This window comes from Pseudomonas sp. P135 (assembly GCF_020312125.1).
Classification (GTDB): domain Bacteria; phylum Pseudomonadota; class Gammaproteobacteria; order Pseudomonadales; family Pseudomonadaceae; genus Aquipseudomonas; species Aquipseudomonas fragariae.
The window spans coordinates 428,589-454,993 of record NZ_JAGPYR010000003.1 but is presented as its reverse complement, the minus strand read 5'-3'; the positions used below and the strand labels follow the sequence as shown (position 1 = coordinate 454,993).

20 protein-coding genes are annotated in these 26,405 nt (G+C 57.8%); 7 read left to right on the top strand and 13 right to left on the bottom strand.

Going from position 1 to position 26,405, the window contains the following annotated elements:
- Window positions 1-64: 64 nt before the first annotated feature.
- Both KBY08_RS06825 and KBY08_RS06820 read right to left on the bottom strand, forming a co-directional pair.
- Window positions 65-307, bottom strand: coding sequence for a hypothetical protein (locus KBY08_RS06825; RefSeq protein WP_002555214.1), 243 nt, complete (start codon window positions 305-307; stop codon window positions 65-67).
- 625 nt (window positions 308-932) lie between these two features.
- Complete coding sequence (locus KBY08_RS06820; RefSeq protein ID WP_003396266.1) at window positions 933-2,516, bottom strand: peptide chain release factor 3; 1,584 nt, start codon at window positions 2,514-2,516, stop codon at window positions 933-935.
- Between the two features lie 344 nt (window positions 2,517-2,860).
- Here KBY08_RS06820 and KBY08_RS06815 point away from each other — a divergent pair, with 344 nt between their 5' ends.
- From KBY08_RS06815 to KBY08_RS06795, 5 genes are all read left to right on the top strand, one after another.
- Window positions 2,861-3,574 carry an ABC transporter permease gene (locus KBY08_RS06815; RefSeq protein WP_024640031.1) on the top strand — a complete coding sequence of 238 codons (714 nt, stop codon included), beginning with the start codon at window positions 2,861-2,863 and terminating at the stop codon, window positions 3,572-3,574.
- Window positions 3,575-3,588: 14 nt separating this feature from the next.
- Window positions 3,589-4,482 (top strand): glycine betaine ABC transporter substrate-binding protein, encoded by an 894-nt coding sequence (locus KBY08_RS06810; protein WP_011268920.1) that lies wholly within the window; start codon window positions 3,589-3,591, stop codon window positions 4,480-4,482.
- Window positions 4,483-4,495: 13 nt separating this feature from the next.
- The gene (locus KBY08_RS06805) at window positions 4,496-5,149 is read left to right on the top strand and encodes an ABC transporter permease (protein WP_003400010.1); all 654 of its coding nucleotides are present in this window, start codon (window positions 4,496-4,498) and stop codon (window positions 5,147-5,149) included.
- Window positions 5,146-6,312: a betaine/proline/choline family ABC transporter ATP-binding protein gene (locus tag KBY08_RS06800; RefSeq protein ID WP_011268919.1), complete on the top strand. Its 1,167-nt coding sequence runs from the start codon at window positions 5,146-5,148 to the stop codon at window positions 6,310-6,312. The genes KBY08_RS06805 and KBY08_RS06800 overlap by 4 nt, the downstream gene beginning before the upstream one ends.
- Before the next feature lie 200 nt (window positions 6,313-6,512).
- Complete coding sequence (locus tag KBY08_RS06795; RefSeq protein WP_103359950.1) at window positions 6,513-6,737, top strand: EF-hand domain-containing protein; 225 nt, start codon at window positions 6,513-6,515, stop codon at window positions 6,735-6,737.
- Window positions 6,738-7,001: 264 nt separating this feature from the next.
- Here KBY08_RS06795 and KBY08_RS06790 read toward each other — a convergent pair whose 3' ends face one another.
- Complete coding sequence (locus KBY08_RS06790) at window positions 7,002-9,476, bottom strand: M60 family metallopeptidase (RefSeq protein ID WP_111522126.1); 2,475 nt, start codon at window positions 9,474-9,476, stop codon at window positions 7,002-7,004.
- A 477-nt stretch (window positions 9,477-9,953) separates the two neighbouring features.
- Between KBY08_RS06790 and KBY08_RS06785 the strand changes: the two genes are divergently transcribed.
- The gene (locus KBY08_RS06785) at window positions 9,954-11,117 is read left to right on the top strand and encodes a type III PLP-dependent enzyme (RefSeq protein ID WP_003368674.1); all 1,164 of its coding nucleotides are present in this window, start codon (window positions 9,954-9,956) and stop codon (window positions 11,115-11,117) included.
- Between the two features lie 61 nt (window positions 11,118-11,178).
- Here KBY08_RS06785 and KBY08_RS06780 read toward each other — a convergent pair whose 3' ends face one another.
- The 3 genes from KBY08_RS06780 to KBY08_RS06770 all read right to left on the bottom strand — a co-directional run bounded on the left by KBY08_RS06780 (window position 11,179) and on the right by KBY08_RS06770 (window position 14,346).
- On the bottom strand, window positions 11,179-11,988 hold the full coding sequence (locus tag KBY08_RS06780) for a hypothetical protein (RefSeq protein ID WP_104684555.1): 810 nt from the start codon (window positions 11,986-11,988) through the stop codon (window positions 11,179-11,181).
- A 113-nt stretch (window positions 11,989-12,101) separates the two neighbouring features.
- Window positions 12,102-13,094 (bottom strand): alpha-xenorhabdolysin family binary toxin subunit B, encoded by a 993-nt coding sequence (locus tag KBY08_RS06775; protein ID WP_060409562.1) that lies wholly within the window; start codon window positions 13,092-13,094, stop codon window positions 12,102-12,104.
- 7 nt (window positions 13,095-13,101) lie between these two features.
- The gene (locus tag KBY08_RS06770) at window positions 13,102-14,346 is read right to left on the bottom strand and encodes an alpha-xenorhabdolysin family binary toxin subunit A (protein WP_003400026.1); all 1,245 of its coding nucleotides are present in this window, start codon (window positions 14,344-14,346) and stop codon (window positions 13,102-13,104) included.
- 341 nt (window positions 14,347-14,687) lie between these two features.
- Between KBY08_RS06770 and KBY08_RS06765 the strand changes: the two genes are divergently transcribed.
- Window positions 14,688-17,210 (top strand): PepSY domain-containing protein, encoded by a 2,523-nt coding sequence (locus tag KBY08_RS06765; RefSeq protein ID WP_096135004.1) that lies wholly within the window; start codon window positions 14,688-14,690, stop codon window positions 17,208-17,210.
- Window positions 17,211-17,380: 170 nt separating this feature from the next.
- On the opposite strand, the gene KBY08_RS06760 is transcribed toward KBY08_RS06765, so the two are convergent.
- The 7 genes from KBY08_RS06760 to KBY08_RS06730 form a co-directional block, all read right to left on the bottom strand.
- A complete protein-coding gene (locus tag KBY08_RS06760) occupies window positions 17,381-18,355 on the bottom strand; it encodes a peptide ABC transporter ATP-binding protein (RefSeq protein ID WP_003400031.1) in 975 nt (324 codons plus the stop codon).
- Window positions 18,355-19,323: an ABC transporter ATP-binding protein gene (locus KBY08_RS06755; protein ID WP_010436785.1), complete on the bottom strand. Its 969-nt coding sequence runs from the start codon at window positions 19,321-19,323 to the stop codon at window positions 18,355-18,357. Before KBY08_RS06755 ends, KBY08_RS06760 begins: the two co-directional genes overlap by 1 nt.
- 10 nt (window positions 19,324-19,333) lie before the next feature.
- On the bottom strand, window positions 19,334-20,245 hold the full coding sequence (locus tag KBY08_RS06750; protein ID WP_002555194.1) for an ABC transporter permease subunit: 912 nt from the start codon (window positions 20,243-20,245) through the stop codon (window positions 19,334-19,336).
- Window positions 20,246-20,255: 10 nt separating this feature from the next.
- Window positions 20,256-21,266 (bottom strand): ABC transporter permease subunit, encoded by a 1,011-nt coding sequence (locus KBY08_RS06745; protein WP_003400038.1) that lies wholly within the window; start codon window positions 21,264-21,266, stop codon window positions 20,256-20,258.
- 74 nt (window positions 21,267-21,340) lie between these two features.
- Window positions 21,341-22,936, bottom strand: a complete 1,596-nt coding sequence (locus KBY08_RS06740; protein ID WP_024642524.1) for an ABC transporter substrate-binding protein — start codon at window positions 22,934-22,936, stop codon at window positions 21,341-21,343.
- Window positions 22,937-23,002: 66 nt separating this feature from the next.
- The gene (locus KBY08_RS06735) at window positions 23,003-24,418 is read right to left on the bottom strand and encodes an OprD family porin (protein ID WP_024640036.1); all 1,416 of its coding nucleotides are present in this window, start codon (window positions 24,416-24,418) and stop codon (window positions 23,003-23,005) included.
- 156 nt (window positions 24,419-24,574) lie between these two features.
- The gene (locus tag KBY08_RS06730) at window positions 24,575-26,167 is read right to left on the bottom strand and encodes an ABC transporter substrate-binding protein (RefSeq protein ID WP_011268912.1); all 1,593 of its coding nucleotides are present in this window, start codon (window positions 26,165-26,167) and stop codon (window positions 24,575-24,577) included.
- Between the last annotated feature and the right edge of the window lie 238 nt (window positions 26,168-26,405).

The window sequence follows — 26,405 nt, the reverse complement described above, 5'->3', positions numbered from 1 at the left end:
CAGACGGTCGCTGAGCGAATCGCGCCGATTCGCTCAGCGACGCAGCTGTGCTGATGCTTCATGCTCAGTGCAACTCACCCATGGGGCGCAACGCCCGCGCGTAGCAGAACAGAAACAGGTTTCTCACCAGTTCCTTGAGCACCAATGGCTCGCTGGAACTCAAGCTGCACACATCCAGATCGCCCTGATCGCGTAACTCCTCCAGCGCTTCCTCTTCCAGTACGGCACACACTTCCCCTGTCTCGCGATGGAGAATTCTCAGGTAAGGGTGGGGTCTGTCCAGCCATGCATCGATCAAATAGGTCATGTCTCATCTCCTGTGCAAGTCAGATGAGAATAATTCTTATCGGGATAATAGCAAGGCTCTATTGAGATTAATTCTCATTTTGCGCTGAATGGTTGATCCAGATCAGCGAATGCCAGCCAGAAGAGGACGCAGGGCGTACTTTTGGGCACGCCCATCGTTCCTCACGCTCCCGCGTGGGAATGCCGTGGGTGACGCTCCGCGTCACAGATCTGCGCCGCGCCGCAAGTTCGGGACAGGACGCGGAGCGTCCAGAAATGCATGCCGACGCGGAGCGTCGGCACGATAGGTGTTCTCTCGGACGCTTATCATTCCTCACGCTCGACGCGGAGCATCGGCACGATAGTTAGAGAACTATCGTTCCTCACGCTCCCGCGTGGGAATGCCGTGGGTGACGCTCCGCGTCACAGATCTGCGCCGCGCCGCAGGTTCGGGACAGGACGCGGAGCGTCCAGAACTGCATGCCGACGCGTAGCGTCGGCACGATAGGTGTTCTCTCAGACACCCATCGTTCCTCACGCTCGACGCGGAGCATCGGCACGATAGTTACAGACCTATCGTTCCTCACGCTCCAGCGTGGGAATGCCGTTCGTGACGCTCCGCGTCACCCAGCGACGCCATCGGCCGGTCAGTGGTGCTCGCGGGTGGCGCGGAATTTTACGTCGGGCCAGCGTTCTTCCATCAGCGCCAGGTTCACGCGGGTAGGGGCGAGGTAGGTCAGGTGACCGCCGCCGTCCACTGCCAGGTTTTCCACCGCCTTGTTCTCAAACTCTTCGAGCTTCTTCTTGTCGTCGCAGTCGATCCAGCGCGCTGACCACACAGTGATCGGCTCGTAGGCGCATTCGACCTTGTATTCTTCCTTGAGGCGGCTGGCGACCACATCGAACTGCAGCACACCGACGGCGCCGAGGATGATGTCGTTGCTACGCTGCGGGAAGAAAACCTGTGTGGCGCCTTCTTCGGCCAGCTGTTGCAGACCCTGACGCAGTTGCTTGGATTTGAGCGGGTCCTTCAGGCGGACGCGACGAAACAGCTCCGGGGCGAAGTGCGGAATACCGGTGAAGCCCAGCGCTTCGCCTTCGGTAAAGGTATCGCCGATCTGGATGGTGCCGTGGTTGTGCAAGCCGATGATGTCGCCGGCGTAGGCTTCTTCCAGCTGCTCGCGCTCCGACGAGAAGAACGTCAGCGCGTCGCCGATCCGTACGTCCTTGCCCAGACGCACATGGCGCATCTTCATGCCCTTGTCGTAACGGCCCGAGCAGATACGCATGAAGGCGATGCGGTCGCGGTGCTTGGGGTCCATGTTCGCCTGGATCTTGAACACGAAACCGCTGAATTTCTCTTCCGCCGGCTCGACGGTGCGCTCGTTGGCCACACGTGCCAGCGGCTTGGGCGCCCAGTTCACCACGGCATCGAGTACATGATCGACACCAAAGTTGCCCAGCGCGGTACCGAAGAACACCGGGGTCAGCTGACCGTCGATGAATTCCTGCTGGTTGAATTCGTGGCAGGCGCCCTGTACCAGCTCCAGTTGCTCGACGAAGCGCTCGTATTCATCGCCCAGGTGGGCGCGGGCTTCGTCCGAATCGAGCTTCTCGATGATTTTGGTTTCGGTGCGCTCGTGGCCGTGGCCTGCGGTGTAGACAATGATGTAGTCGTCGGCCAGGTGATAGACACCCTTGAAGTCCCGGTAGCAACCGATCGGCCAGGTGATCGGCGCCGCCTTGATCTTGAGGACCGCTTCGATTTCATCGAGCAGCTCGATCGGGTCGCGGATATCGCGGTCGAGCTTGTTGATGAAGCTGACGATAGGCGTGTCGCGCAGACGGCAGACATCCATCAGCGCGATGGTGCGTGGCTCGACGCCTTTACCGCCGTCGAGGACCATCAAGGCCGAGTCGACCGCCGTCAGGGTGCGGTAGGTGTCTTCGGAGAAGTCTTCGTGGCCCGGGGTGTCGAGCAGGTTGATCATGTGGTCGCGATACGGAAACTGCATCACGGACGTGGTAATGGAGATACCACGCTGTTTCTCCATTTCCATCCAGTCGGAGGTGGCGTGACGGTCGGATTTACGCGACTTGACCGTACCGGCGACGGAAATGGCCTTGCCCATCAGCAGGAGTTTTTCCGTGATGGTGGTTTTACCCGCATCCGGGTGGGAAATAATGGCGAAAGTGCGGCGTTTCGCGACTTCGGCGGCCTGTTGGGTCATGGGAAATCGCCTGGGATGGGATTGAAAAAGGGCGCAGATTATAGCTCAACTCGCGGCAATAACCGAACCGTTCAGACAATAAACGATGGCCAGATAATGTCTCGTGTGGGAACCTTTCAGGTCGTGGAGACGTCCACTCCCCCGTCAAGGCTCGCAACGAAGCCAACGCAAGGGGCTGATTCATCAGCATGTTGGTTTGACGAAGCTGCGCTTATGGCTTGTGTTTTCGCCGAGGTTAAACCCTTACCGGCGACCCACCCGCTGCTCTTCGCGAACGTTATTGCCGGCGTCCTTTCCGGACGTCCAGGTCAACGCGTTCGCCGACTGAAATAAGGAGTCCGCCTGTGGCAAATCGCTATGGCAAGGGGCTATTGGGAGGTGCGGTTGCGATCGCACTCCTGGCCCTGCTGATCCACTGGATCGGCATCAGTACTATCAAGCAATACCAGGATGACCTGCTGTTCTACCTTCAGGCTCACCTGATTCTGGTTCTGGTTTCGATGTTGGCGGCCTTGGTGGTCGGCATCCCTGCAGGCATTGCCCTCAGCCGACCAAGCATGGTTGGCCGCGCCGAACGCTTCATGCAGATATTCAACATTGGTAACACCGTTCCTCCTCTCGCCGTTCTGGCCATTGCCCTCGGGATTCTCGGGATCGGCAGCGGGCCGGCGATCTTCGCGCTGTTCCTCGCCTCTCTGTTGCCTATCGTGCGTAACACCTACGAGGGCCTGAAAAACGTCCAGGGTTCACTCAAGGAAGCTGCCGTCGGTATCGGCATGACCCCGCGCCAGGTGCTGTGGCGTGTCGAGTTGCCCAATGCCGTACCGATCATTATCGGCGGTGTGCGTGTCGCGCTGGCGATCAATGTCGGGACCGCGCCGCTGGCGTTTCTCATCGGTGCCAACAGCCTTGGCAGCCTGATTTTCCCGGGCATTGCCTTGAACAACCAGCCGCAACTGGTGCTGGGTGCGGCGTGTACCGCTCTGCTGGCGCTGCTGCTCGATGGTCTGGTGACACTGGCCAGTCGTCTTTGGCTGGAACGCGGACTGGCTCGCTGAGCGAAGGAATCCTCATGAAAAGAATATGCTTGTTTTTAGGCTTTGCCTTGCTGTTTCCGGCATTGGCCCAGGCTGCGGAAAAGCCGCTGTTACGTGTCGGCGCACGGGTGTTCACCGAACAGACCATGCTTGCCGAACTGACTGCGCAATACCTGCGGACCAAGAACTACGACGTGCAGATTACCGGCGGTCTTGGCAGCAATCTGGCGCGCAGCGCTCAGGAAAGCGGTCAGCTGGATCTGCTGTGGGAATACACCGGTGTGTCGCTGGTGGCCTACAACCATATCGATGAAAAACTCGACAGCGCCCAGACCTATGCGCGGGTGAAAGAAGTGGATGCGAAGAAAGGCCTGGTCTGGCTTTCTCCGTCGAAGTTCAACAACACCTACGCGCTGGCACTGCCGCAAAAAGTGGCTGACAAGTACCCGCAGGTCAACACCATGACCGACCTGACCAAAGTGCTCAAGGACGAAGCCAAAGAGGGTCATGTCGTAGCGCTGGACACCGAGTTTGCCAACCGTTCCGACGGGCTGATCGGCATGGTCAAGCACTACGACATGAATCTCGGTCGTGAAAACACCCGGCAGATGGACGCCGGGCTGGTCTACACCGCGTTGCGCAACGGTCAGGTTTTTGCCGGTCTGGTGTACACCACCGACGGTCGTCTGAATGCGTTCAAACTGAAAGTGCTGGAAGACGACAAGCACTACTTCCCGGACTACACCGCGGCGCCGGTGATCCGTCAGGAATATCTGGATAAGCATCCGGACATCGCCACGCTGCTCAAGCCGCTGGCTGACCTGCTGGACAACCAGACCATGATCGACCTCAACGCTCGCGTCGACGTCGGCCATGAAAGCCCATCCGTTGTTGCCGCAGATTTTCTGCGCCAGCATCCATTGAACTAAGGAAGGAGACGATATGAGTTTCTTGAGCGCCTTCTCCCATCTGGACTGGGCACAGGTCCTGCAACTGACCTGGCAGCACATCACGCTGGTCGGCATCGCCGTGACCCTGGCGATTGTCGTCGGTGTGCCGCTGGGCGTGTTGATGACGCGTTTTCCAGCGCTGGCGGGCCCCTTGCAGGCCAGCGCCACGGTGCTGCTGACCGTGCCGTCGATTGCTCTGTTCGGCCTGCTGCTGCCGTTCTATTCCAAATTCGGCCAGGGCCTTGGCCCGATGCCGGCGATTACCGCGGTGTTCCTCTACTCGCTGCTGCCGATCATGCGTAACACCTATCTGGCGCTGACCGGGGTAGAACCGGGTATTCGCGAAGCCGCCAAAGGCATCGGCATGACCTTCGGCCAGCGTCTGCGCATGGTCGAACTGCCCATCGCCGTGCCTGTGATCCTCGCCGGTGTGCGCACTGCCGTGGTGATGAATATCGGTGTCATGACCATCGCCGCGACCATCGGCGCCGGTGGCCTGGGTGTACTCATTCTCGCTTCAATCAGCCGCAGCGATATGTCGATGCTGATCGTCGGCGCGGTCCTGGTCAGCATTCTGGCCATCATCGCCGACCTGCTCCTGCAATGGCTGCAACGCACGCTGACTCCAAAAGGATTACTGAAATGATCGAACTCCAGAACCTCTCCAAGACTTTCCAGAGCAACGGCAAAGAAGTGAAGGCTGTCGATTCGGTCAGCCTCACGGTCAACGAAGGCGAAATCTGCGTCTTCCTCGGCCCGTCGGGCTGCGGCAAGAGCACCACGCTGAAAATGATCAACCGCCTGATCATGCCGACCTCCGGCAAAGTGCTGATCAATGGCGAAGACACCACGGGCCTGGACGAAGTGACCCTGCGTCGCAACATCGGCTACGTGATTCAGCAGATCGGTCTGTTCCCGAACATGACCATCGAAGAAAACATCGTGGTCGTGCCCAAGCTGCTCGGCTGGGACAAGCAGCGTTGCCATGATCGTGCTCGCGAGCTGATGAGCATGATCAAGCTGGAGCCCAAGCAGTACCTGCATCGCTACCCGCGCGAACTGTCCGGTGGTCAGCAGCAGCGCATCGGCGTGATCCGCGCGCTGGCCGCCGACGCGCCGTTGCTGTTGATGGATGAACCGTTCGGCGCGGTCGACCCGATCAACCGCGAGATGATCCAGAACGAGTTCTTCGAGATGCAGCGCGCGCTGAACAAGACCGTGATCATGGTCAGCCACGACATTGACGAAGCCATCAAGCTGGGTGACAAGATCGCGATTTTCCGTGGCGGCAAACTGCTGCAGATCGATCACCCGGACACCCTGCTCGCGCATCCGGCTGACGACTTCGTCAGCAGCTTCGTCGGTCAGGACAGCACCCTCAAGCGCCTGCTGCTGGTCAAGGCCGAAGACGCCGCCGACAACGCGCCGTCGGTCAGCCCGGAAACCCCGGTTGCCGACGCTCTGGAAGTGATGGACGAAAACGACCGTCGCTATATCGTTGTCACCGACAGCGAGAACAAGGCGATGGGCTATGTGCGTCGTCGTGACCTGCATCGCCAGCAGGGCACGTGCGCGCAGTTCCTGCGTGAATTCAACGCCACTGCCGCTTACGACGAGCACTTGCGCATCCTGCTGTCGCGCATGTACGAGTTCAACCGCGCCTGGCTGCCGGTGCTGGATGCCGAGAACGTATTCCTCGGTGAGGTGACGCAAGAGTCGATTGCGGCGTATCTGAGCTCGGGCCGTTCGCGTGGCATGAAGACCAGTATCGTCTCGCCAGCGGAAGCGGCGGCAGACGCGCAGGCTTGATGTAAAAATGCATAGCCCGGTGCTGCAAAGGCCTGGGCTAAGCTGATCAGATAGCGTTTGCCCTTTCACACCTCACAATGTAAGTCAACTCTCAGATCTGTCAGTAGCGTTGCGAGGGTCGCGAGTCTAACGTGGCTTCACGCAGCACCGTTTACTTTCGTGGCTTTACGTGCTGTTTTATTCAAGTGAGGGAGTGAGTGATGGCCACGCTTACGGATAAGCAGTTGGCGCGAGTGCGCGAAGACTTCTACCGCTACGATACGAATGGCGATAAAAAAGTAACCGTCGCAGAGTTTCGTTTAACGATGGAAAAGTATCTGACTCCGGAAGATTTTGACGTCTTGCTTGCCAAGATAAATTCGGATGGCAATGACGAAATAAGCTGGGAAGAGTTCCTGAAGGATTATGAGAGCGACCTGGGTTAGTGTGGCAGCGTCATCGATGCAGAATGACGACGTTCGATAGGCTGTTTTACGTCGGGACGTTATACTTTAAGCCCTGCCCGAGTTGAGTCAGGGCTTTTTTCGTCGATCTTTTTTGTGGGTGATGAGGTCAGAGGGGACATGCGGTCTTTTCGAAGTCGGGCCGTTCGCGCGACATGAAGACCCGTATTGTTTCGCCTGCGGAGCAAGTGGCTTCCTGACCGGCTGCATTGCCGTCAGCGTCATGGCTGGCGGCAATGGTCAGATTTAAAACTTTTCCAGGCCACACTGAGTGACGTCGCCTTCCTGTAACGCAGACGCAGTCATTGCGTCTGCGGCATTGCTCTCATACAACGTTGTCACGACCCCCTGATACTCGACGTCCACTCTACAGTGGTCATTACCCTCAAACTTTTCGCGGCTGGTCCAGACCCGATTGGACACAGTTGAATAGTAGGCCCTGCCTTGGGTGATCTCGGAGGCATAGAGGTCGTTGACGAAAAGCTTGTAGTTGTGATTTTTGAACGTGTCGCCCTCGAAATATACGTCCAGCACGTCATCTGTTCTGATGACCTTCGCGACCGTCAATCGCAACAACATGCTCTGGGCAATAACCAGATAAGAACGGTAGAACGCCCGGTTTGTCACGCTGATAATCGGGTTGCCATTGACGGTCATATAAAGGGCATCAACGCTTGCCTGATCGACACCTTCTGCCAGTCGAGTCATCGTATGGTCGGTGAAGAGCTGGCGGATGGGCAGGGCGATTTTTGCCTGTTCGACGTTGCCGGAGAACAGGGTATAGGTTTTCCCGATGCCTCCAGCTGCCGTGATGGTCACCTCTTGATGGCCTACTCCACACGGGCATATCCAAGCGTTGTTGGCGAGTTCGGATCCGCTGGGGTAGCCCTTTTCAAGCGTTGCGTAGGGCGTGGCTCCCAGCAGGATCGTGTAATCATGATTCTTGAAAACCTCATCCTCGAACGTCACCTGGACACCTCCTGCGCTGACGATCACGCTTCTTATCGTTTTTTGCAGGAGTAACCGTTGTGCACGGTTCAATAGTCGGCCGTGCAGTTCATCGGTCTTTTCTTCATCCAGATTGAAGAAAAGCACGTCAAGCCTTGGCTGGGTAATGCCGGGCCTGAGTTCAGCGCAACGGTCATCGGTAAACATGGCCTTGATATTGAACAGCAGGATGGGGCGTGATGCCGTACTGGCCAGAGCGTATAGCTTGCCCCCAGCAAACACCTTGACCGACGCTTCGTCCCCTTCGGAGATGGGGGCGCTGGCTTCAACGTAGGCGATGCCTTCTTCGATGCGGGCTTCACAGCCCACGCATTCACCATGGTCAACCGATGCCACTAACGTTCCGTTGAGCGTTATTTCGTAACGGTATGGCGTGTACCATTGCTCGGCAACGGTAAACTTTATCCGGTCTTGAAAGGTGCCGTTCACACTGGACAGAATATGCGCGAGTTCCGGAATATAAGTAGACAACGGCAAAGGGATTGGAATCGTCGTGTCAGCGTCGGTTTCCCAAATAGCCAGTGTCAGTGCGGGCAGGTCTGCGATCTGGTTGAGGGTTTCAGGGTTTGGGTACAATCCCCAGCGATCAAAGAATTCCGCCAGATTGACGTGGCTCAGCAGCGAGGTTTCGACGATGAAGCGCTGCGCTTTATCGTCGCTGACGGTGGGCGGGTTGTGCATAAGCCGATAGCGCTGGTGCAGTTGCGGGTAGAACGAAGTACCAAAGCTAAGGCGCAATTGCCAGAGCATGACAAGCTTGTGCCCGGAATCCTTGATGTTGTCGTACTCTCGCAGGCTACTGGCCAGGTACTCTTTCATGGGGGCGTAACTGGAGTCAGCGCCTGTAGCACGGCCGAGGAAAACCTCCTGGGCGGCCATCGAGTAGAGATTGACCGTGACCTCTGTCATTCCGGTGCCGGTGCCCCATGTCATGGGGCTGAGTTGTCGTTGATGGCCGCTTTCGTGCCAAGGGCCCCAACCATCTTCAGGGGCGGTTGACAGTAATCGCGCGAGCGCGGCCGATCCGTTAAACCCCATATGACCGTCCATAGCAAACATGTAAAGCCGGTCCGCTTCCACGTAGAAATGTTTACTCGGATCGAGCGCCCACTCCGTCGTGCTGTAATTGATCACGCCTGAAATACCATCCTGCGCGCTAATGGCATCATCGAAATTGCCCATCAGCTTTGCGGGATCGGTCAGGTAAAGCTGTGCGCTCTGATAGCGCACCACGACAATAGCCCTCGGGCTGGTAAGCAGCACGACAGGCGCATTGCTGTATTGCGCCATCTGCTGTTCCCATTCCAGGTTGGTCATATCCATTCTGAAAAACGGCACATGGTTGTACTGTCCTGTTATGTCCAGTACCACGTGACCAAGCGGGTCCAGATTGGTAAAGCCCAGTAGGCCTGTGTTGGTAGCGACAAGAACGTTCAGGCCACGTTGCAGCGGGTACGAGGTGGGAGTATCCAGTTCCGGCACCCCGATCACTGCGGATACCCGATTCATGTACAGACTGGTTGCTGTTATTTCCAGTTGATCGCCTTTCGTTACATAAATGTTGGTCGGCTGAAAGTCGGTGTGTGCCCTGGCACGGGCGTGACGTTCGCGATGACTTTCGGCAGATCCGAAGCCGAAGGCTTGCCACCGGGTTTGGGCTTGAACTGCACTGGCCGCCACGGAACTCGCGGCGTGAGGGTGTCGGTCATCCATGATCGTTACCTGATAAGGCGGTCTGAGCTGTTTATTGAGCGCGCTACCTCTGCGTCCGTCTACTGACAGAACTGACAGAACTGACAGGCTGATTTGCTTTGCGTGCCGGTGAATAAGGTGATGCCCAGAGTGCTGCGAAAAGGCATTGGCGACGGAGGTGGGGAACATCTGCCTGTCATGCAGGTCGGTTAAACAGGTCCTTGGGAAGGCAACTCGAGAGCCCTGTGCAAAAACGCGACATTTTTTGTTGATATCCGGCCCCTCAGGTCCTAAAGTTCGCGCCGAACGTCCATGCTGGAAACGATCCATCCGGCTCAAGTACTGACGACGAGACAGCAAGGCCAGGAAGGCAGCCCTTCAGGGCCTTTTTGCTTTCGGCGACATGCCTTGGGAAGTAGGCGAACCAAAGTGGGGATACGGAGGGCGTTCATTTGTACCCATTGACCAATACCGTTTGCCAATAGGAGTTCCAGCAGCATGCCGATCAATGTCGAAGACTACTACTCAGCCGAAACCTTCAAGAAAATGAAGGCGTTCGCTGACAAGCAAGAAACCCCGTTCGTGGTCATTGATACTGACATCATCAGCAAGGCATATGACGACCTGCGTGCGGGCTTCGAATTCGCCAAGGTTTACTACGCGGTCAAGGCCAACCCTGCCGTTGAAGTCATCAATCTGCTCAAGGAAAAGGGTTCGAGCTTCGACATCGCCTCGATCTACGAGCTGGACAAGGTCCTGAGCTGCGGCGTTGGTCCGGAGCGCATGAGCTACGGCAACACCATCAAGAAATCCAAGGACATTCGTTACTTCTACGAGAAGGGCGTGCGTCTGTTCGCCACCGACTCCGAAGCCGACCTGCGCAACATTGCCAAGGCTGCACCGGGCGCGAAAGTCTATGTGCGCATCCTGACCGAAGGGTCGACCACCGCCGACTGGCCTCTGTCGCGCAAATTCGGCTGCCAGACCGACATGGCCATGGACCTGCTGATTCTTGCCCGCGACCTGGGGCTGGTGCCTTACGGCATCTCGTTCCACGTCGGCTCGCAGCAGCGCGACATCAGCGTCTGGGATGCTGCCATCGCCAAGGTCAAAGTGATCTTCGAGCGTCTGAAAGAAGAAGACGGCATCGTTCTCAAGCTGATCAACATGGGTGGCGGCTTCCCGGCCAACTACATCACCCGCACCAACAGCCTGGAAACCTACGCTGAAGAGATCATTCGCTTCCTGAAGGAAGACTTCGGTGATGACCTGCCGGAAATCATTCTCGAGCCAGGCCGTTCGTTGATCTCCAACGCCGGTATTCTGGTCAGCGAAGTGGTACTGGTTGCCCGCAAGTCGCGTACCGCGGTCGAGCGTTGGGTATACACCGATGTGGGCAAGTTCTCCGGCCTGATCGAAACCATGGACGAAGCCATCAAGTTTCCGATCTGGACCGAAAAGAAAGGCGAAATGGAAGAAGTGGTCATCGCCGGTCCTACCTGCGACAGCGCCGACATCATGTACGAAAACTACAAGTACGGTCTGCCCCTCAACCTGGCCATCGGTGACCGCATGTACTGGTTGTCCACCGGTGCCTACACCACCAGTTACAGCGCAGTGGAATTCAATGGCTTCCCGCCGCTGAAGTCGTTCTACCTGTAAGCGCTGTCCTGATATAAAAACCCGCGAGTGATCGCGGGTTTTTTTTGCGTTTCATCCGGGGTCAGGCAGTCAGCTCCTGCCCAGTGTCGAACCCTTTGGAAAGACGCTGGATTTCCCGCACGTTGACCAGTAGCAGCCCTGATGCCAGGCGGTCACGCGAAGGTGTGTCGGCTTTACGTACGCCGATAATGCTGCCCACACAGGCCCAGAGCAGTTCCCACATTCGCGACAGGTAGGCACCCAGATTACTGGCGGCCGTGTAAGCGCGGGTGTACCACCCTGACGCTCGGTACGCATAACCTTGTGCACGAAACAGTCGTTCTTGCGCGTCGATCGCATCCGGTGCACCGAATGACAGCGGCAGGGCGTTTGCCAGATTTTCCCGGAGAGGGTTGCCCGGCTTCAGTCCGAACTTGCGGCTATAGCGAGAGATAGCGTCGTTCAGGAAGTCAATAAGTCGCGGCAGAATGGTGCAGATACCCTGGGTCAGTTTCTGTACGGTCTGTTCCTCGTTATCGAACTCGTTCTCGAACGCTATCAGCCGATCGCCTGCGGAGCCCCTCAGTTGCACGGCCAGCTTCTGGTGCTGCGTTGCATTTCCGGAAAACTGCGTGAGTTCTGCCGTCAGGGCGTCAAGTCGTCTGTGCATCGCCATCAACTTGGGCATAAGCGTCGACCAGACGGATAAGTCCTTGTCGGCCCTGTCAAGCACATTGCGTAGTTCGGGAATGGGGTCGGCGCTGCGTCCGGCCAGCGGCACCTGATCAAGATGGACCTTGAAAGAGCGGGTCAATGCCGGAAGCCTCTGCAAGACCTGCAGGTAAGTGGTGAGGTCCTTGAAGTCGCTTTGGTACAAGAGTTGTCCTGTCATGCTGGCCCCTCGAGAGTTGATGACTTTTTGGCTGCTGTCGAACGGCAGGTGTATAAACGCGGGTTGCAACGGGCGTACAGGCCATTCCCCTTGCAACCCGGGCTACGCTGCTATCAGCGAATGCGGCTCAAGTAGCCGATCAACTGTCGGCCCGACTCGATCAGGCGCATGCTGCGTTGACTGTCATCGGATGTACCCGTGGTGTTGACGTCCAGAAAGCTGTCCAGCGCGTTTTTGATTTTCTGGTATTGCTCGACATAAGCGGCCCGTTGCTCGTCAAAAGCGTTGAAGCATTCAAGCAGTTCAATGCGCTGTGCGAACCCCATTTTGTCCTTGTCCAGGCTTGCCAATTGCTGGGACAGAGCATTGATGCGCTCGCGAAAACCATCACGGCGTTTGATCATCGCGATGAGGTTGATTCCCGCTGCCCCCTTTTCCAGGGTCGCCTTCATTTGCTCAAGCGCCAGCATGATCACGGCGAGTTGCGGGGGCTGCATTCCCAGGCCGAGCACCTTCTCCGCAGTGATCAAGGTGTCCTTGGCAATACTCGCCAGCCCCTTGCTTTCCAGGGCGTCGATAGCGCTGCTCAGCACTTGACGCTCGTCTTTCAACTTCGCCAGGCTGGTGTGTGAAACATCGAGTTCGATGCCGACTTTTGCCATGTCACCTTCCAGACTCTGTACAAACTCAGCGGTCTGCTGTCGATCGATACCTTGCGTCAGTCCACTCACAGCATTGGCCAGTTGATCGGCCGTTGCAGTGACATTGTTCACAAGGCGCTGACACTGAGCGTCAATATCTTCCAGATCCTCGGCATCTATGGGAGTAGCGGAGGGTTGAGCGTACTGCGTCAGCAGGGTGGTCTTCGACTCGATATCAATGATCAGCCGTTCAGCGTGTTCTCCGAGGCGCTGCTGTTCAGTGACGGCCAGGATGTTCAGGCGCGTGAGCTTTTCATAAAGGTTGGGCAGGTACTGGGTCTTGGCAAACAGCAGGTCTGCCTTTACCAGACTGTTACGCATGAGTTGCAGGCTGCGAGTCATGGCGGCGCGGTCAGGTGCTTGAGCCGAGAAGGCGGTGTCATTGAGCGTGAGCGTATTTTTCATTGTCGAGTTATCCATAAATCCGTTTATATTCTTCATCGGCTTCCTTGAACACATTAAGCAAGGCGTCCGAGTCATCTTCGATGGTCTTCCAGGGTTGAACGACTTGTCTGAAGTGATTCATAAATTGCCTTAAGGACAAGGCGTCGTTTATCTCGGACGCCGATCCCACAGACGCCTCAATGAACAGAAAAAGCTTGTTCCATACGGTAATCAGGTTTTTAGTGGCCACGTCGGCATCGACCACAATCGTCGCCAGGTTCTGCAAATTAAACTTTACCCTGCTCAATGAGCCCAGAATATTGTTCTTGTCTTGCAAGGTGTCTATGTCGGCGGCTTGTTGTGCGATTAATTCATTGCGTGCGTACCTGGCATTCTCAGCCTCGACGCCAAAGTAAATGCCCAGTGCCAGACCCGCAATGTTCAAGCTACTGACCGAATTCAACGATTGTTGTACCGTCGCCTTGTATTCCTTGTTCTTTTCATCGATGTCCTTTGCGCGCTGCTCGATATCCAGGGTCAGCTTCGCCACGTCGGCTGGCAGTGAGCTGTTGTCGATGGCAACCATCTTGCGTTGTATCTCGGGCCCGACATGCAGCGACAGGTCCAGGCCGAACTGATCCAGCTCCTTCTTGATGGTTTGGGCATCGGCCAGATTGGCGGTGATCAGGTCCAGTATATCGGTGAGGTGGTAGCCTATTTCCTTGGTGATCTCCTTATCGTTTTCATCCAGCGCGATGCCCGGGAAGTCCTTGCCCAGTTCAAGGGTCAAGCGTTTAACATCCTCCAGTGTCTTGATCTGATAATGGTCAACGATTTTCCCGGTCCGGATGTCGTCGTTGATCTCCTCCATGCTTTGGCCGTACACGAGCATCTTGCCTGCGAAGACTTTCAGTTTGCTGCCTATGCCCAGAAGGTCGGTGCGCAGAGGACTCCAGCGACGTGCATGCCGGTGGATAAGGTTGAAACTTTTCAGAAAGTCTTCAGGTTCAAGCCCGACACCGGCACCTTTTGAATAGCCGAGATAAACAATGACATCGTCCAGTTCAATGGGCAGAGCGAGGCCCGCCAATTCATATTTCTTGAGGTTGATAATCTGCTCTTTGGTCAGAATCAGACCGGGTGCACGGGTGACCTGCTTGTTAGTGGCAGACGACATCGTACCGAACAGTTCGGCCGTTTTTATCGCCTCATCCGCCTTGAGGTCACCGGATAAAGGTTCTGCCTTCACGACGTCATAAAACATTGGGTGCATGGATATGTCCTTATTTCCACTGGGAGAACAGAAATTGATCCCCTCCACGAGTTAATGTTCTCGTGCTGAAAAAGATTAGAGTTTCAGGGCGGAGGGCGTCAAAGCAGAAACATGGTTTAAAGATGTAAGACACCTGACTATTTGCAGTCAGCCGTCGTGGGCAACTGCCTTTTTAAATGGAGGTGGTATAGGGGTAGATTTAATGTTCTTTATAAGGATGTTTTTACTCGTCAGCGGCGCGACTGGACAGGGAAACCCGCGTTGCCTCGATTTAAAGATGAGAATGTGTCGCGGTTGGAGCATAATGCGCGCCGCAGCCCGCAGAGGGGGGAGCGTCGGCGTTGAAGAAAGTCCTGTTTCAACTGCACTGGTTCTTCGGGATCACGGCAGGTCTGGTGTTGACCCTCATGGGGATGACCGGTGCGCTGTATTCGTTCGAGGACGAAATTCTCGATGCGCTGAATCCGAATGTGCTGTTGGTCGAGTCGCGAGGTGCCACGCTGCCGCCCGTCGAACTGGTGCGCAGGCTGGAAGCTGCGACCGGCCTGACGGTCGCTATTCTGCGTGTCGAAACCACCGGCAATCGTGTCGCTCAGGTCTTCTTCACGCCCAAAGCGGGCGAGCGTCGAGGCCCCAAGCGCAATTTCGATCCCTACACCGGCGAGCTGAAAGGCAATGCGGTGGGGGAAGGGTTTTTCGACTTTGTCCTGAAGCTGCACCGTTATCTGGCCGTGGGCGAGGCGGGCAAGCAGGTCACGGCGGCGTGTACGCTGATTCTGGTGTTCTTTTGCCTGTCCGGACTGTACCTGCGCTGGCCTCGCGCAGTGCGGAACTGGCGGGTCTGGCTGACGGTTGACTGGGCGAAGAAGGGGCGCAGTTTTAACTGGGACCTGCATTCGATCTTCGGCACCTGGTGCTTGTTGTTCTACCTGTTGTTCGCCATCACGGGGCTCACCTGGTCATATGACTGGGTGAGCAACGGCCTGAATAAACTGATCGGGGATCCGCCGCTCGAGGAGGGCATCGCTGCCCCAGCCAAGGCTGCCGGAAGATTGCCGCTGGTGGTCGATTACGTGGCGGTCTGGGACAGTATCCGGAAGACCGCAGGGCCGGACTTGCGGGCTTATAACCTGCGCCTGCCTGCTGCAGGCGGTCAGCCTGCAACCGTGTTTTACCTGCTCAAGGATTCTCCGCACCCGCGTGCGCTGAACACCATCACCCTTGATCCGGCCAATGGTCAGGTCAGCTCGGTTGTACGCTATGCCGAACGCAGTTTCGGTGCGCAATTACTGGCCAGCAATTACGCGCTGCACGTCGGCAGTTACTTCGGGCTCGTCGGGCGAATCATCATGACCGGCGCATCGTTGCTGATGCCGCTGTTCTTTATTACTGGCTGGTTGCTGTACCTGGATCGACGTCGCAAGAAGCGCGGTATCGAGCGTGCACGCGGCGATGTTCAGGGTGGTGATCACGACGATGAAGCGTCCTGGCTCGTCTGTTTCGCCAGTCAAAGCGGTTTCGCCGAGCAATTGGCCTGGCAGACCGCCGGCCAGTTGCAGGCTTCGGGATTGTCGGTACGCGTGAAGCGGCTGGGCGATCTGAGCGAAGAAGAACTATGCCGAAGCCGTAATGCCCTGTTCGTTGTCAGTACCTTTGGTGACGGGGAGGCGCCGGACAGTGCCCGACGTTTCGAGCGCAAGCTGCTGGGTAGTCCGCTTTCACTGAACCAGCTCGATTATGCCGTTCTGGCGCTGGGCGACCGGCAGTACCCGCATTTTTGCGGCTTTGCCCATCGTTTGCACGGCTGGTTGACCGAGCTGGGCGGACGCAGCCTGTTCCCGCCCGTTGAAGTCGACAGCGCCGATCCTGCAGCCCTGCAACACTGGCAGCAGCAATTGGGGCAGGTGACCGGTTGCGCGCCTGCAGCGCACTGGCAGGCACCGGTTTTCGAGAACTGGACGCTGACTCGGCGCGCGCTATTGAACGCTGGCAGCAGTGGTTCGAAGGTCTATCTGCTGGACTTGACGCCACCTACCTCGGCGCACTGGCAGGCGGGGGATCTGGTCGAGGTGATGCCGCGTCACACGCTGCGGGTCATCGAGCCGTTTCTCGCCGGGCTGGGTGTCGATCCGGATGCATTGGTCAGCGTGGATGGTTTGCAGGAGCCGCTCGCGCAGGCGCTGGCAAGCCGCCAGCTACCGCAGAACCGTGCGCATCTGGTGGGGCTGCATGCGCAGGCGTTGATCGATGCGCTGGTGCTGGTCTCCGTACGCGAATACTCGATTGCCTCGATTCCAGAGGACGGCTGTCTGCAGCTCATCGTGCGCCAGGAAGTGCATGCCGACGGCAGCCTGGGGCTGGGCTCGGGATGGCTTACCGAACACTGTGCCCTGGGCGGTGCCGTCAGCCTGCGTTTACGCCGCAACAGCAGCTTTCATCTGCCTGCCGAGCCGCTGCCATTGATCCTGCTGGGCAATGGCACGGGGCTGGCCGGTTTGCGTAGCCTGCTCAAGGCGCGTATCGCTCAAGGGCGAGTGCGCAACTGGTTGTTGTTCGGCGAACGTAACCGCGCGCATGACTTCCATTGCGGTGCTGAACTGCAGAGCTGGTTGCAGGCTGGCCATCTGACGCGTCTGGACCTGGCTTTTTCCCGGGATCAGGCAGAAAAGATCTACGTGCAGGATCGCTTGCGCGAGGCGGCCGATGAACTGCGTCTATGGCTCGACAACGGTGCAGCGATTTACATCTGTGGAAGCTTGCTGGGTATGGCGGCGGGCGTGGATCAGGTGCTGAACGAGGTGCTGGGCGAGCAGGCAGTCAGGGAACTGATCGAGGAAGGGCGTTATCGGCGGGACGTGTATTGACTAGCGAAGATCGGACGCAGAGCGTCCAGAACTGCGTGCCCACGCTGGAGCGTGGGCACGATAGTCTTGTAGCTTGTAGCTTGTAGCTTGTAGCTTGTAGCTTGTAGCTTGTAGCTTGTGGCTTGTGGCTTGTGGCTTGTGGCTTGTGGCTTGTGGCTTGTAGCTTGTAGCTACGCCGCTACGAATTGCTCGGCGTAATGGCACGCCACCTGGCGGTTATCCACCAGACGCAGCTCCGGCACTTCTGCTGCACAACGCTCGGTCGCATAGGGGCAGCGCTTGTGGAAGGCGCAGCCGCTTGGCGGGTTGAGCGGATTGGGCAGCTCGCCGACGATCTTGATCTTCGGCTTGAGCGGGTCCGGGTGGATGGTCGGGGTCGCCGACAGCAGCGCCTGCGTGTACGGGTGCAGCGGACGGTTGTAGATCTCTTCCTTGGGACCCATTTCCGCAGGCCGGCCCAGGTACATCACCAATACCGTATCGGCGACATGACGCACCACCGACAGGTTGTGGGAGATGAACACATAGGCGGTGTTGAATTCCTGCTGCAGGTCCATGAACAGGTTCAGTACCTGGGCCTGAATCGATACGTCCAGCGCTGAAGTCGGCTCGTCCGCTACCAGCACTTTGGGCTGCAGCATCATTGCCCTGGCCAGCGCGATACGCTGACGCTGACCGCCGGAGAACATGTGCGGGTAGCGCTGATAGTGCTCAGGGCGCAAACCGACCTGGGCCATCATCGCCTGCACTTTCTCGCGGCGTTCGGCGGCCGACAGATTGGTGTTGATCAGCAGCGGCTCGCCGAGCTGATCCCCGACTTTCTGCCTTGGGTTGAGCGAGGCATAAGGGCTCTGGAAGACCATCTGCACGTCCTTGCGCAACTGCTTGCGCTCGGCCTTGCTGGCCCCGGCAACTTCCTGACCGGCGATTTTGAGCGAGCCGGATGAAGGCTCTTCAATCAGTGTCAGCGCGCGCGCCAGTGTCGATTTGCCACAGCCGGACTCGCCGACCACAGCCAGAGTCTTGCCGGCTTCCAGTTCAAAGGACACCCCGTTAAGCGCACGCACCAGCGCCGAGCCCTTGAACAGGCCGCGGGAAACTTCGTAGTGACGGGTAAGGTCGCGGGCGGTCAGTACGACGCTCATTACGCCACCTCCTGATTCAAGGGATAGAAGCAGCGCGCCAGGCTGTGCGCCTTGGGATCAAGGGCAGGGCGTTCGGTACGGCAGTTGTCGCGTACGTACGGGCAGCGCGGAGACAGCAGGCAACCCTGTGGACGGTCATAGCGGCCCGGGACCATGCCCGGCAGCGTGGCGAGGCGCTCGGCGCCCATGCTGTGCTCGGGAATGGCGGCCAGCAAGGCTTCGCTGTAGGGGTGGGCAGGGACATCGAACAGCCCCGGCACCTGACCGACTTCGACGGCCTGACCGGCGTACATCACGCAGACTCGCTGGGCGGTTTCGGCCACGACAGCCAGGTCGTGAGTGATCAGCACCAGTGCCATGTCCTGCTCTTTTTGCAGGCTCAGCAGCAGCTCCATGATCTGCGCCTGGATGGTCACGTCCAGCGCGGTAGTCGGTTCGTCGGCGATCAGCAGTTTCGGTTCGCCGGCAATCGCCATGGCAATCGCCACACGCTGGCTCATGCCACCGGACAGTTGGTGCGGGTAGGCATTCAGGCGCGCAGCGGCGCCAGGGATCTCGACCTTTTCCAGCAGTTCCAGTGCACGCTGGCGTGCGGCCTTGCCCGACATGTTCAGGTGCTGGCGCAGCACTTCCTCGATCTGGAAACCCACGGTATAGCTGGGGTTCAGAGCGGTCATCGGGTCCTGAAAGACCATCGCCAGGTCTTTGCCGATGATGCGTCGACGCTGCCGCGAGTTGAGCTTGAGCAGGTCGTTGCCGTCGAAATTGAGCGCGTCGGCGGTGATGATGCCGGGGGAGTCGATCAGCCCCATCAGCGCCATCATGGTCACCGATTTACCGGAACCCGATTCGCCGACGATGGCCAGTACTTCTCCCTTTTCGACGCTCAGGGACAGGCCGTCCACAACAGGTACGGCCTTGGCGTCGCCGAAGCGGACGTTGAGATTCTTGATTTCAAGAAGTGACATGCGAATCTCCTCAGGCGGCGTTCTTGAGTTTCGGGTCCAGCGCATCGCGCAGACCGTCGCCCATCAGGTTGATTGCCAGCACGCTGAGCAAAATGGTCAGACCGGGCAGGCTCACGACCCACCAGGCACGTTCGATGTAGTCGCGCGCCGAGGCGAGCATGGTGCCCCACTCAGGCGTCGGTGGCTGTACGCCCAGACCCAGGAAGCCCAGCGCTGCGGCATCGAGAATCGCCGACGAGAAGCTCAGGGTCGCCTGAACGATCAGCGGTGCCATGCAGTTGGGCAGCACGGTGATGAACATCAGGCGCGGCAGTGTGGCGCCGGCCAGACGGGCAGCCGTCACGTAGTCGCGGTTCAGCTCGCCCATCACCGCAGCGCGGGTCAGACGAACATAGGAAGGCAGCGACACGATGGCGATGGCGATTACGGTATTGATCAGGCCTGGGCCGAGGATCGCCACGATGGCCACAGCCAGCAGCAGCGAAGGCAGGGCGAGCATGATGTCCATCAGGCGCATCACCGAAGGGCCGAGCACGCGAGGGAAGAAGCCCGCCAGCAAGCCCAGCAGAATGCCGGGGATCAGCGACATGACCACCGATGCCAGACCGATCAGCAGCGACAGACGCGAACCCTGGATCAGACGTGACAGCAGGTCGCGGCCCAGTTCGTCGGTGCCGAGGATGAATTGCCATTGGCCGCCTTCGAGCCACACCGGAGGCGTCAGCAGGAAGTCGCGGTATTGCTCGCTCGGGTCATGGGGTGCAACCCAGGGCGCGAACAGGGCGCAGAACACGATCAGGATCATGAACAGCAGGCCGGCAACCGCGCCTTTGTTTTTCGAGAAGGCTTGCCAGAATTCTTTGTACGGGGATGGGTAAAGCAGGCTTTGATCGACTGCTACCGCAGGAGTAGGGGTGCTCATATCGATGATCTCAGCGCTGGTGACGAATGCGTGGGTTGGCAAAGCCGTAGAGGATATCCACCACGAAATTGACCAGGATCACCAGACAGGCGATCAGCAGAATGCCGTTTTGCACGACCGGGTAGTCCCGGGCGCCAATGGCTTCGATCAACCACTTGCCGATACCCGGCCAGGAGAAGATCGTTTCGGTCAGTACCGCACCGGCCAGCAAGGTACCGATTTGCAGACCGAACACGGTCAGTACCGGAATCAGCGCATTGCGCAGGCCATGAACGAATACCACACGGGCAGGCGACAGGCCTTTGGCTCTGGCGGTACGCACGTAGTCTTCACGCAGCACTTCGAGCATCGACGAGCGAGTCATCCGGGCGATCACCGCGAGCGGGATGGTGCCCAGTACGATGGCCGGCAGAATCATGTGGTGCAGGGCATCGAGGAACGAACCCTGTTCGTCACTGAGCAGCGTGTCGATCAGCATGAAGCCGGTGACCGGCGGAATGTCGTACAGCAGGTCGATGCGCCCGGAAACCGGGGTCCAGCCCAGCGTTACCGAGAAGAACATGATGAGGATCAGGCCCCACCAGAAGATCGGCATGGAATAACCGGCGAGGGAAATCCCCATGACCCCATGGTCGAACAGGGACCCTCGCTTGAGTGCGGCGATCACCCCGGCCAGCAGGCCGAGAATACCCGCGAAAATCAGCGCCGCCAGCGACAACTCCAGGGTTGCCGGGAACAGCGAAGTGAATTCGGACCAGACACTGGTGCGCGTACGCAGCGATTCACCGAGGTCGCCCTGGGCGAGCTTGCCGATGTAATCGATGTACTGGGCGTAGAGGGGTTTGTTCAGACCCAGACGCTCCATGGCCTGAGCGTGCATTTCCGGATCGACACGGCGCTCACCCATCATGACTTCGACCGGATCGCCCGGAATCAGACGAATCAGGGCGAAGGTCAATAAGGTGATGCCGAAGAAAGTGGGTATCAGCAACCCCACTCGGCGGGCGATAAAACTAAACATCTTGGTGTGTACCTCATCAGCCGGTTAGGCGTGCTCCGGCGAGTCTCGGGTTATGAGCTCGCCGGATTATTTTTCTACTTCACCTGGGTAGTGGCGAAGTTGTTATTGGTCAAAGGGCTTATTTTAAAGCCTTCGACATCTTTGCGCATTGCAACGAAAAGTTTCGGGTAAGCCAGGCTGATCCAGGGCTGTTCTTGATTGAACACTTGTTGAGCCTGCTTATAGAGGGCGGCACGTTCCGCCGGTTCGGTTATTTTTCGTGCTTGAGTGATTGCGTCCTCGAACGCGTTGTTGCACCAGCGGGCATAGTTCTCGCCATTTTTGGCCGCGTCACAGCTCAGGTTGGGCGTGAGGAAGTTATCCGGGTCGCCATTGTCGCCAGCCCATCCGGCAAAAACCATGTCGTGTTCGCCATTTTTGGCGCGCTTGAGCATTTCGCCCCATTCCATGATGCGAATGTCTATCTTGATCCCGACCTTGGCCATGTCCGACTGAAGCATCTGTGCGCCTACCATCGGGTTCGGGTTGGTCACCGCGCCGCCATTTCGAGCAAACAGGGTGAATACCTGACCCTCAGGTACGCCGGCTTCCTTGAGCAGCGCACGGGCCTTGTCAGGATCGTATGCGGGGCTCTTGCTAGCGGTGTCGTAACCCATCATGGTCGGTGGATACGGGCCTACACCCTCAGTGGCCTTGCCTTCGCCAAACAGTGCCCTGATGTACGATTTCTTGTCGAAGGCCAGATTGATCGCCTGCCGCACGCGCACATCGCTCAGGTATTTGTGCGAGGTGTTCATGGCCAGGTAGCTGGTCATCATGGACTCCATCTCGTCGATCTTGAGATTGGGGTCAGCCTTGATGTTGGCAATATCGTCAGGTTTTGGGTAAAGCGCAACCTGACATTCATTCGCCTTGAGCTTTTGCAGGCGTGTGTTGTTGTCCAGAGTGATGGCAAAGATCAGTGCTTCACTCGGCACTTTGCCTTTCCAGTAATTCGGGTTGGCTTTATAGCGGACTTGGGCATCCTTGGCATAGCGAGTCAGGATGAACGGGCCGGTGCCAATCGGTTTGCTGTTGAGTTCGGCGGTCTTGTTGCTCTTGAGCAACTGGTCGGCGTATTCGGCGGAATAGATCGAGGTGAACGGCATCGCCAGATCACGCAGGAATGGCGACTCGGGATGCGCAAGGGTGAACTTGACGGTGGAGTCGTCAACTTTTTCGACGTCCTTGAGCAAGTTCTGGAAGCCCATGCTTTCAAAATAGGGGTAGCCGACCAGCGAAAGTGCGTGCCACGGATGCTTGGGGTCCAACTGGCGCTTGAAGCTCCAGACCACGTCATCGGCATTCATTTCGCGGGTGGGCTTGAAGTAGTCGGTGGTCTGGAATTTGACGCCCTTTCGCAGTTTGAAAGTGTACGTCAGACCGTCGGGGCTGATGTCCCAGCTTTCAGCCAGGCCCGGTACGGTATCAGTGGTGCCTGGGGTGAACGCTACCAGACGTTCAAGAATGGTTTCGGCCGAGGCATCTGCCGTGACGGCGGTCGTGTACTGCACGATATCGAAACCTTCAGGGCTCGCTTCGGTGCAGACCACCAGCGGTTTGGCCGAAACGGTTGCGGCGGCGCTAAGCAGCGCAATGGCAATCGACGCGCGGAGCGATAGCAGTTTCAATAGAAGCCTCCTTGTTGATCGAAGAAGCCGTGACTGACCCTGTGTCAGCCACGGCTACGGGACCGCTTAAAGAATGTTGAACGGAACGGTGGTCACCAGACGGAATTCGTTGATGTTGCCATCAGCCTGATTCTCGCTGGCGCGGTGGGTGGTGTAAGTGGCGCGGATGGCAGTAGCCTTGAGCGGGCCGGACTGCACGGAGTACGACGTACCGATACCGTATTCGTAGTGAGTCTCGCCGTCCATTGCGTTTACGCCGCTCGGTGTCCGAACGCCATTGATGGTCTGGACGTCGCCGTAGACGTTGCCTTTGTATTTGGTGCCGTCGATGTCCCAGCCACGAGCCTGGTAGATGTTGAATTTCAGACCCGGCACGCCGTATTCGGCCATGTTCAGTACGTAGGCGATCTGCAGGGATTTCTCGTTCGGGCCGTTGAAGTCCGAGAGCAGGGAGTTGGCCAGGAAGATCGCGTTGGTGTCGTGCGCATAGTCGAAGTACTCATCGCCAGATACTTGCTGATAGGCAAGGCTGATGCTGTGAGCATTGTGTGTACCGGTGAAGGACAGGCTGTAGGTATCGTTGTCGATAGGGCCCTGTTTGCTTTGACCGGAGTCCTTGGTCTTGTAGTAGTTCAGGTTGGTGCTGAGCGCCAGCGCCTTGCTGTCACCCAGTTCGTGGGTGAAACCGAAGTAGTACTGGTGCCAGAAATCTTCCAGATTCGATGCGTAAAAGCTGGTTGTCAGGCTGTCGGTCGGCTTGTAGTCAGCGCCGAACATGTCCAGACGGTCGGCGGTCTGGCTGCGATCACCGTACTCGGAGCGGAACTTGTCCAGGCTCTGCTCCATACGTGGCGATACGCGGTCGAAACTACCGGCTTGAAAGGACAGGTTATTCAGCTCGTCGCTCTGTACGGCAACACCCTGGAAGCTGGAGGGCAGTGCGCGGTTGCCGATGAAGGCGATGACCGGGGTGTTCACCGATTGGCGACCCATGGTCAGTACGGTGTTGGAAACCCGCGCCTTGACGTTGCCCAGGCCCATCTTGCTCCACTGACCGACTGCATCGCCGTCGCTGTGTGCCAGGGTACGGTTGGAGTTGCCGGCAAAGTCGTCGGTGTCACGGTCCAGCGCAATGGCGTTGTACAGCGCCAGTTCGGTGGAGAAACCTACAACACCCTGGGTGTAACCCGAGGTGTAGTTGACGATGGTGCCCTGCTGCCAGTTGATACGACGCGAGGTCTGCTCGGCAATGCCGTTGTCGTTGTAGCGGAACACTTCGCCGCGACGTTTGAGTTCATTGGCGTACCAGTTACGGGTCGTGCCGGTCAGGTGTTGATCTTCGATAAAACCGTTGGCGTCGGCCTGTGCATTCTTTGAACTCAGCTCGGTCGGTACGAACGTCTGGCTTGCCGGTTCAGCCTGAACCAGTGCGCCAAACGACGAGAGAGACAATGCCAATAACGCAGTGCTAGTTGTTTTCACGATGTGCAGCTCCCTTTATCACTTTTTTATATGCCAGTTCTTTGAGCCTGGCTTTTGGTGGTGCAGGACTTTGGGTCCTGCGTTGTTATAGGTATCGACGCGCAAGTACCCGCTCTCGCCGTGACACATGACGGCGAGGGCGTGCGGAGTTTTCGATCAATCGACGATGCTGACGCCTGAAAAGTTGTTGCGACCGAACGGGCTGACGTGGAAGTCCCTGACCTCGGCGCGCAATGGCTGATTGACGGTCGAGTGGGCAATCGGTGTGATCGGCACCTGCTCCTTCAGGTAGCGCTGCGCCCGTTGGTACAGTTCGGTACGCTTCACGCGGTCAGTGGTCGCAACCGCGTCCTTGATCAGGTCGTCGTATTTCTTGTCGCACCACATCGAATAGTTGTTGCCGCCAATCGCGTCGCAGCTGTAAAGCGTGCCCAGCCAGTTGTCCGGGTCACCGTTGTCGCCGGTCCAGCCGATCAGCGAGATATCGTGCTCGCCGTTTTTGGTGCGTTTGAGGTATTCACCCCATTCGTAACTGACGATCTTGACCTTGATACCGACCTTGGCCCAGTCGGCCTGAAGCATTTCAGCCATCAGTTTGGCGTTGGGGTTGTACGGACGCTGAACCGGCATGGCCCACAGGGTCAGTTCCGTGCCTTCCTTGACGCCAGCGGCACGCAACAGGGTCCTGGCTTTTTCCGGGTCGTAGGGGGCGTCCTTGATGCTGTCGTCATAGGACCACTGGGTCGGTGGCATGGCGTTGACTGCCAGTTGCCCCGCGCCCTGATAAACCGCGTTGATGATCGCCTTTTTGTTGACGGCCATGTCCAGCGCCTGACGGACTTGCAGCTTGCCCAGCGGTTCGTGGCGCACGTTGTAAGAGATGTAGCCGAGGTTGAAGCCTGGCTTCTCGATGACCTGCAGGCTTTTGTCTGCCTTGAGGCTGGCGAGGTCCGCCGGACGCGGGTTGACCGAGACCTGGCATTCGTTGGCCTTGAGCTTTTGCATGCGCGCGGAGGCGTCGGTCACGATGGCGAAGATCAACTGGTCGATTTTCACCCGGCTCGGGTCCCAGAATTCCTTGTTGCCCTTGTAGCGAATCTGCGAATCCTTCTGATAGCGCTGAAACACGAACGGCCCTGTACCGATAGGCTGCTGATTGATGTCGCGCACGTCGCCCTTGGCCATCAGCTGTTCGGCGTACTCGGCGGAGAGAATGCCGGCGAAGTTCATCGCGATGTTCTGGATGAATGCCGCATCGACCGTATTGAGGGTGAAGACGACGGTCAGCGGGTCGGTCTTCTCGACGGACTTGATCTTCTTGTTCAGGCCCATGCCGGTGAAGTAGGGGAACTCGGTCGGGTAAGCGACACGGAACGGATGATCGGGCTTGAGCATGCGATTGAAGGTGAACAGCACGTCGTCGGCGTTGAAGTCACGGCTGGGCTTGAAGTTCTTGTTGCTGTGGAACTTCACGCCCTCGCGCAGATGAAACGTGTAGACCAGGCCGTCTTCCGAGGTGTCCCAGGAAGTCGCCAGCGCTGGAACCACGGTGGTATCGCCTTGCTTGAATTCGGTGAGTCGATTGTAGATCGGCTCGGATGCATCGTTATCGGTGGAGGAAGTGTATTGCGCACCGTCGAAGCCAGCCGGGCTCGCTTCGGAGCAAAACACCAGATTGCTTGCCGCCTGGGCAAACGGGGCCAGTGCCAACAGTCCCAGGCACGACGTCATCGCAAGAGTTTTACGCATGATGATCCCTATCCTCGAAGGATGAGCCGAGGCTCTAATATCTAACTGGCCCAAAGGCCTCGCCCCACGCAATTTTGCACGACATGCCCGGTACACCTGGACACGAAGCGGCGTGCTTCCCGCCATTGCCGCTGCCCTTCGACGGTAAGTCGTCAGAGGCACGCGGTATATAGGCTCGAAGGCTGCAAAGCTCGTAGGAAATATCTTAGTGATAGTAGAAGAATGCCGTTATCGGCAC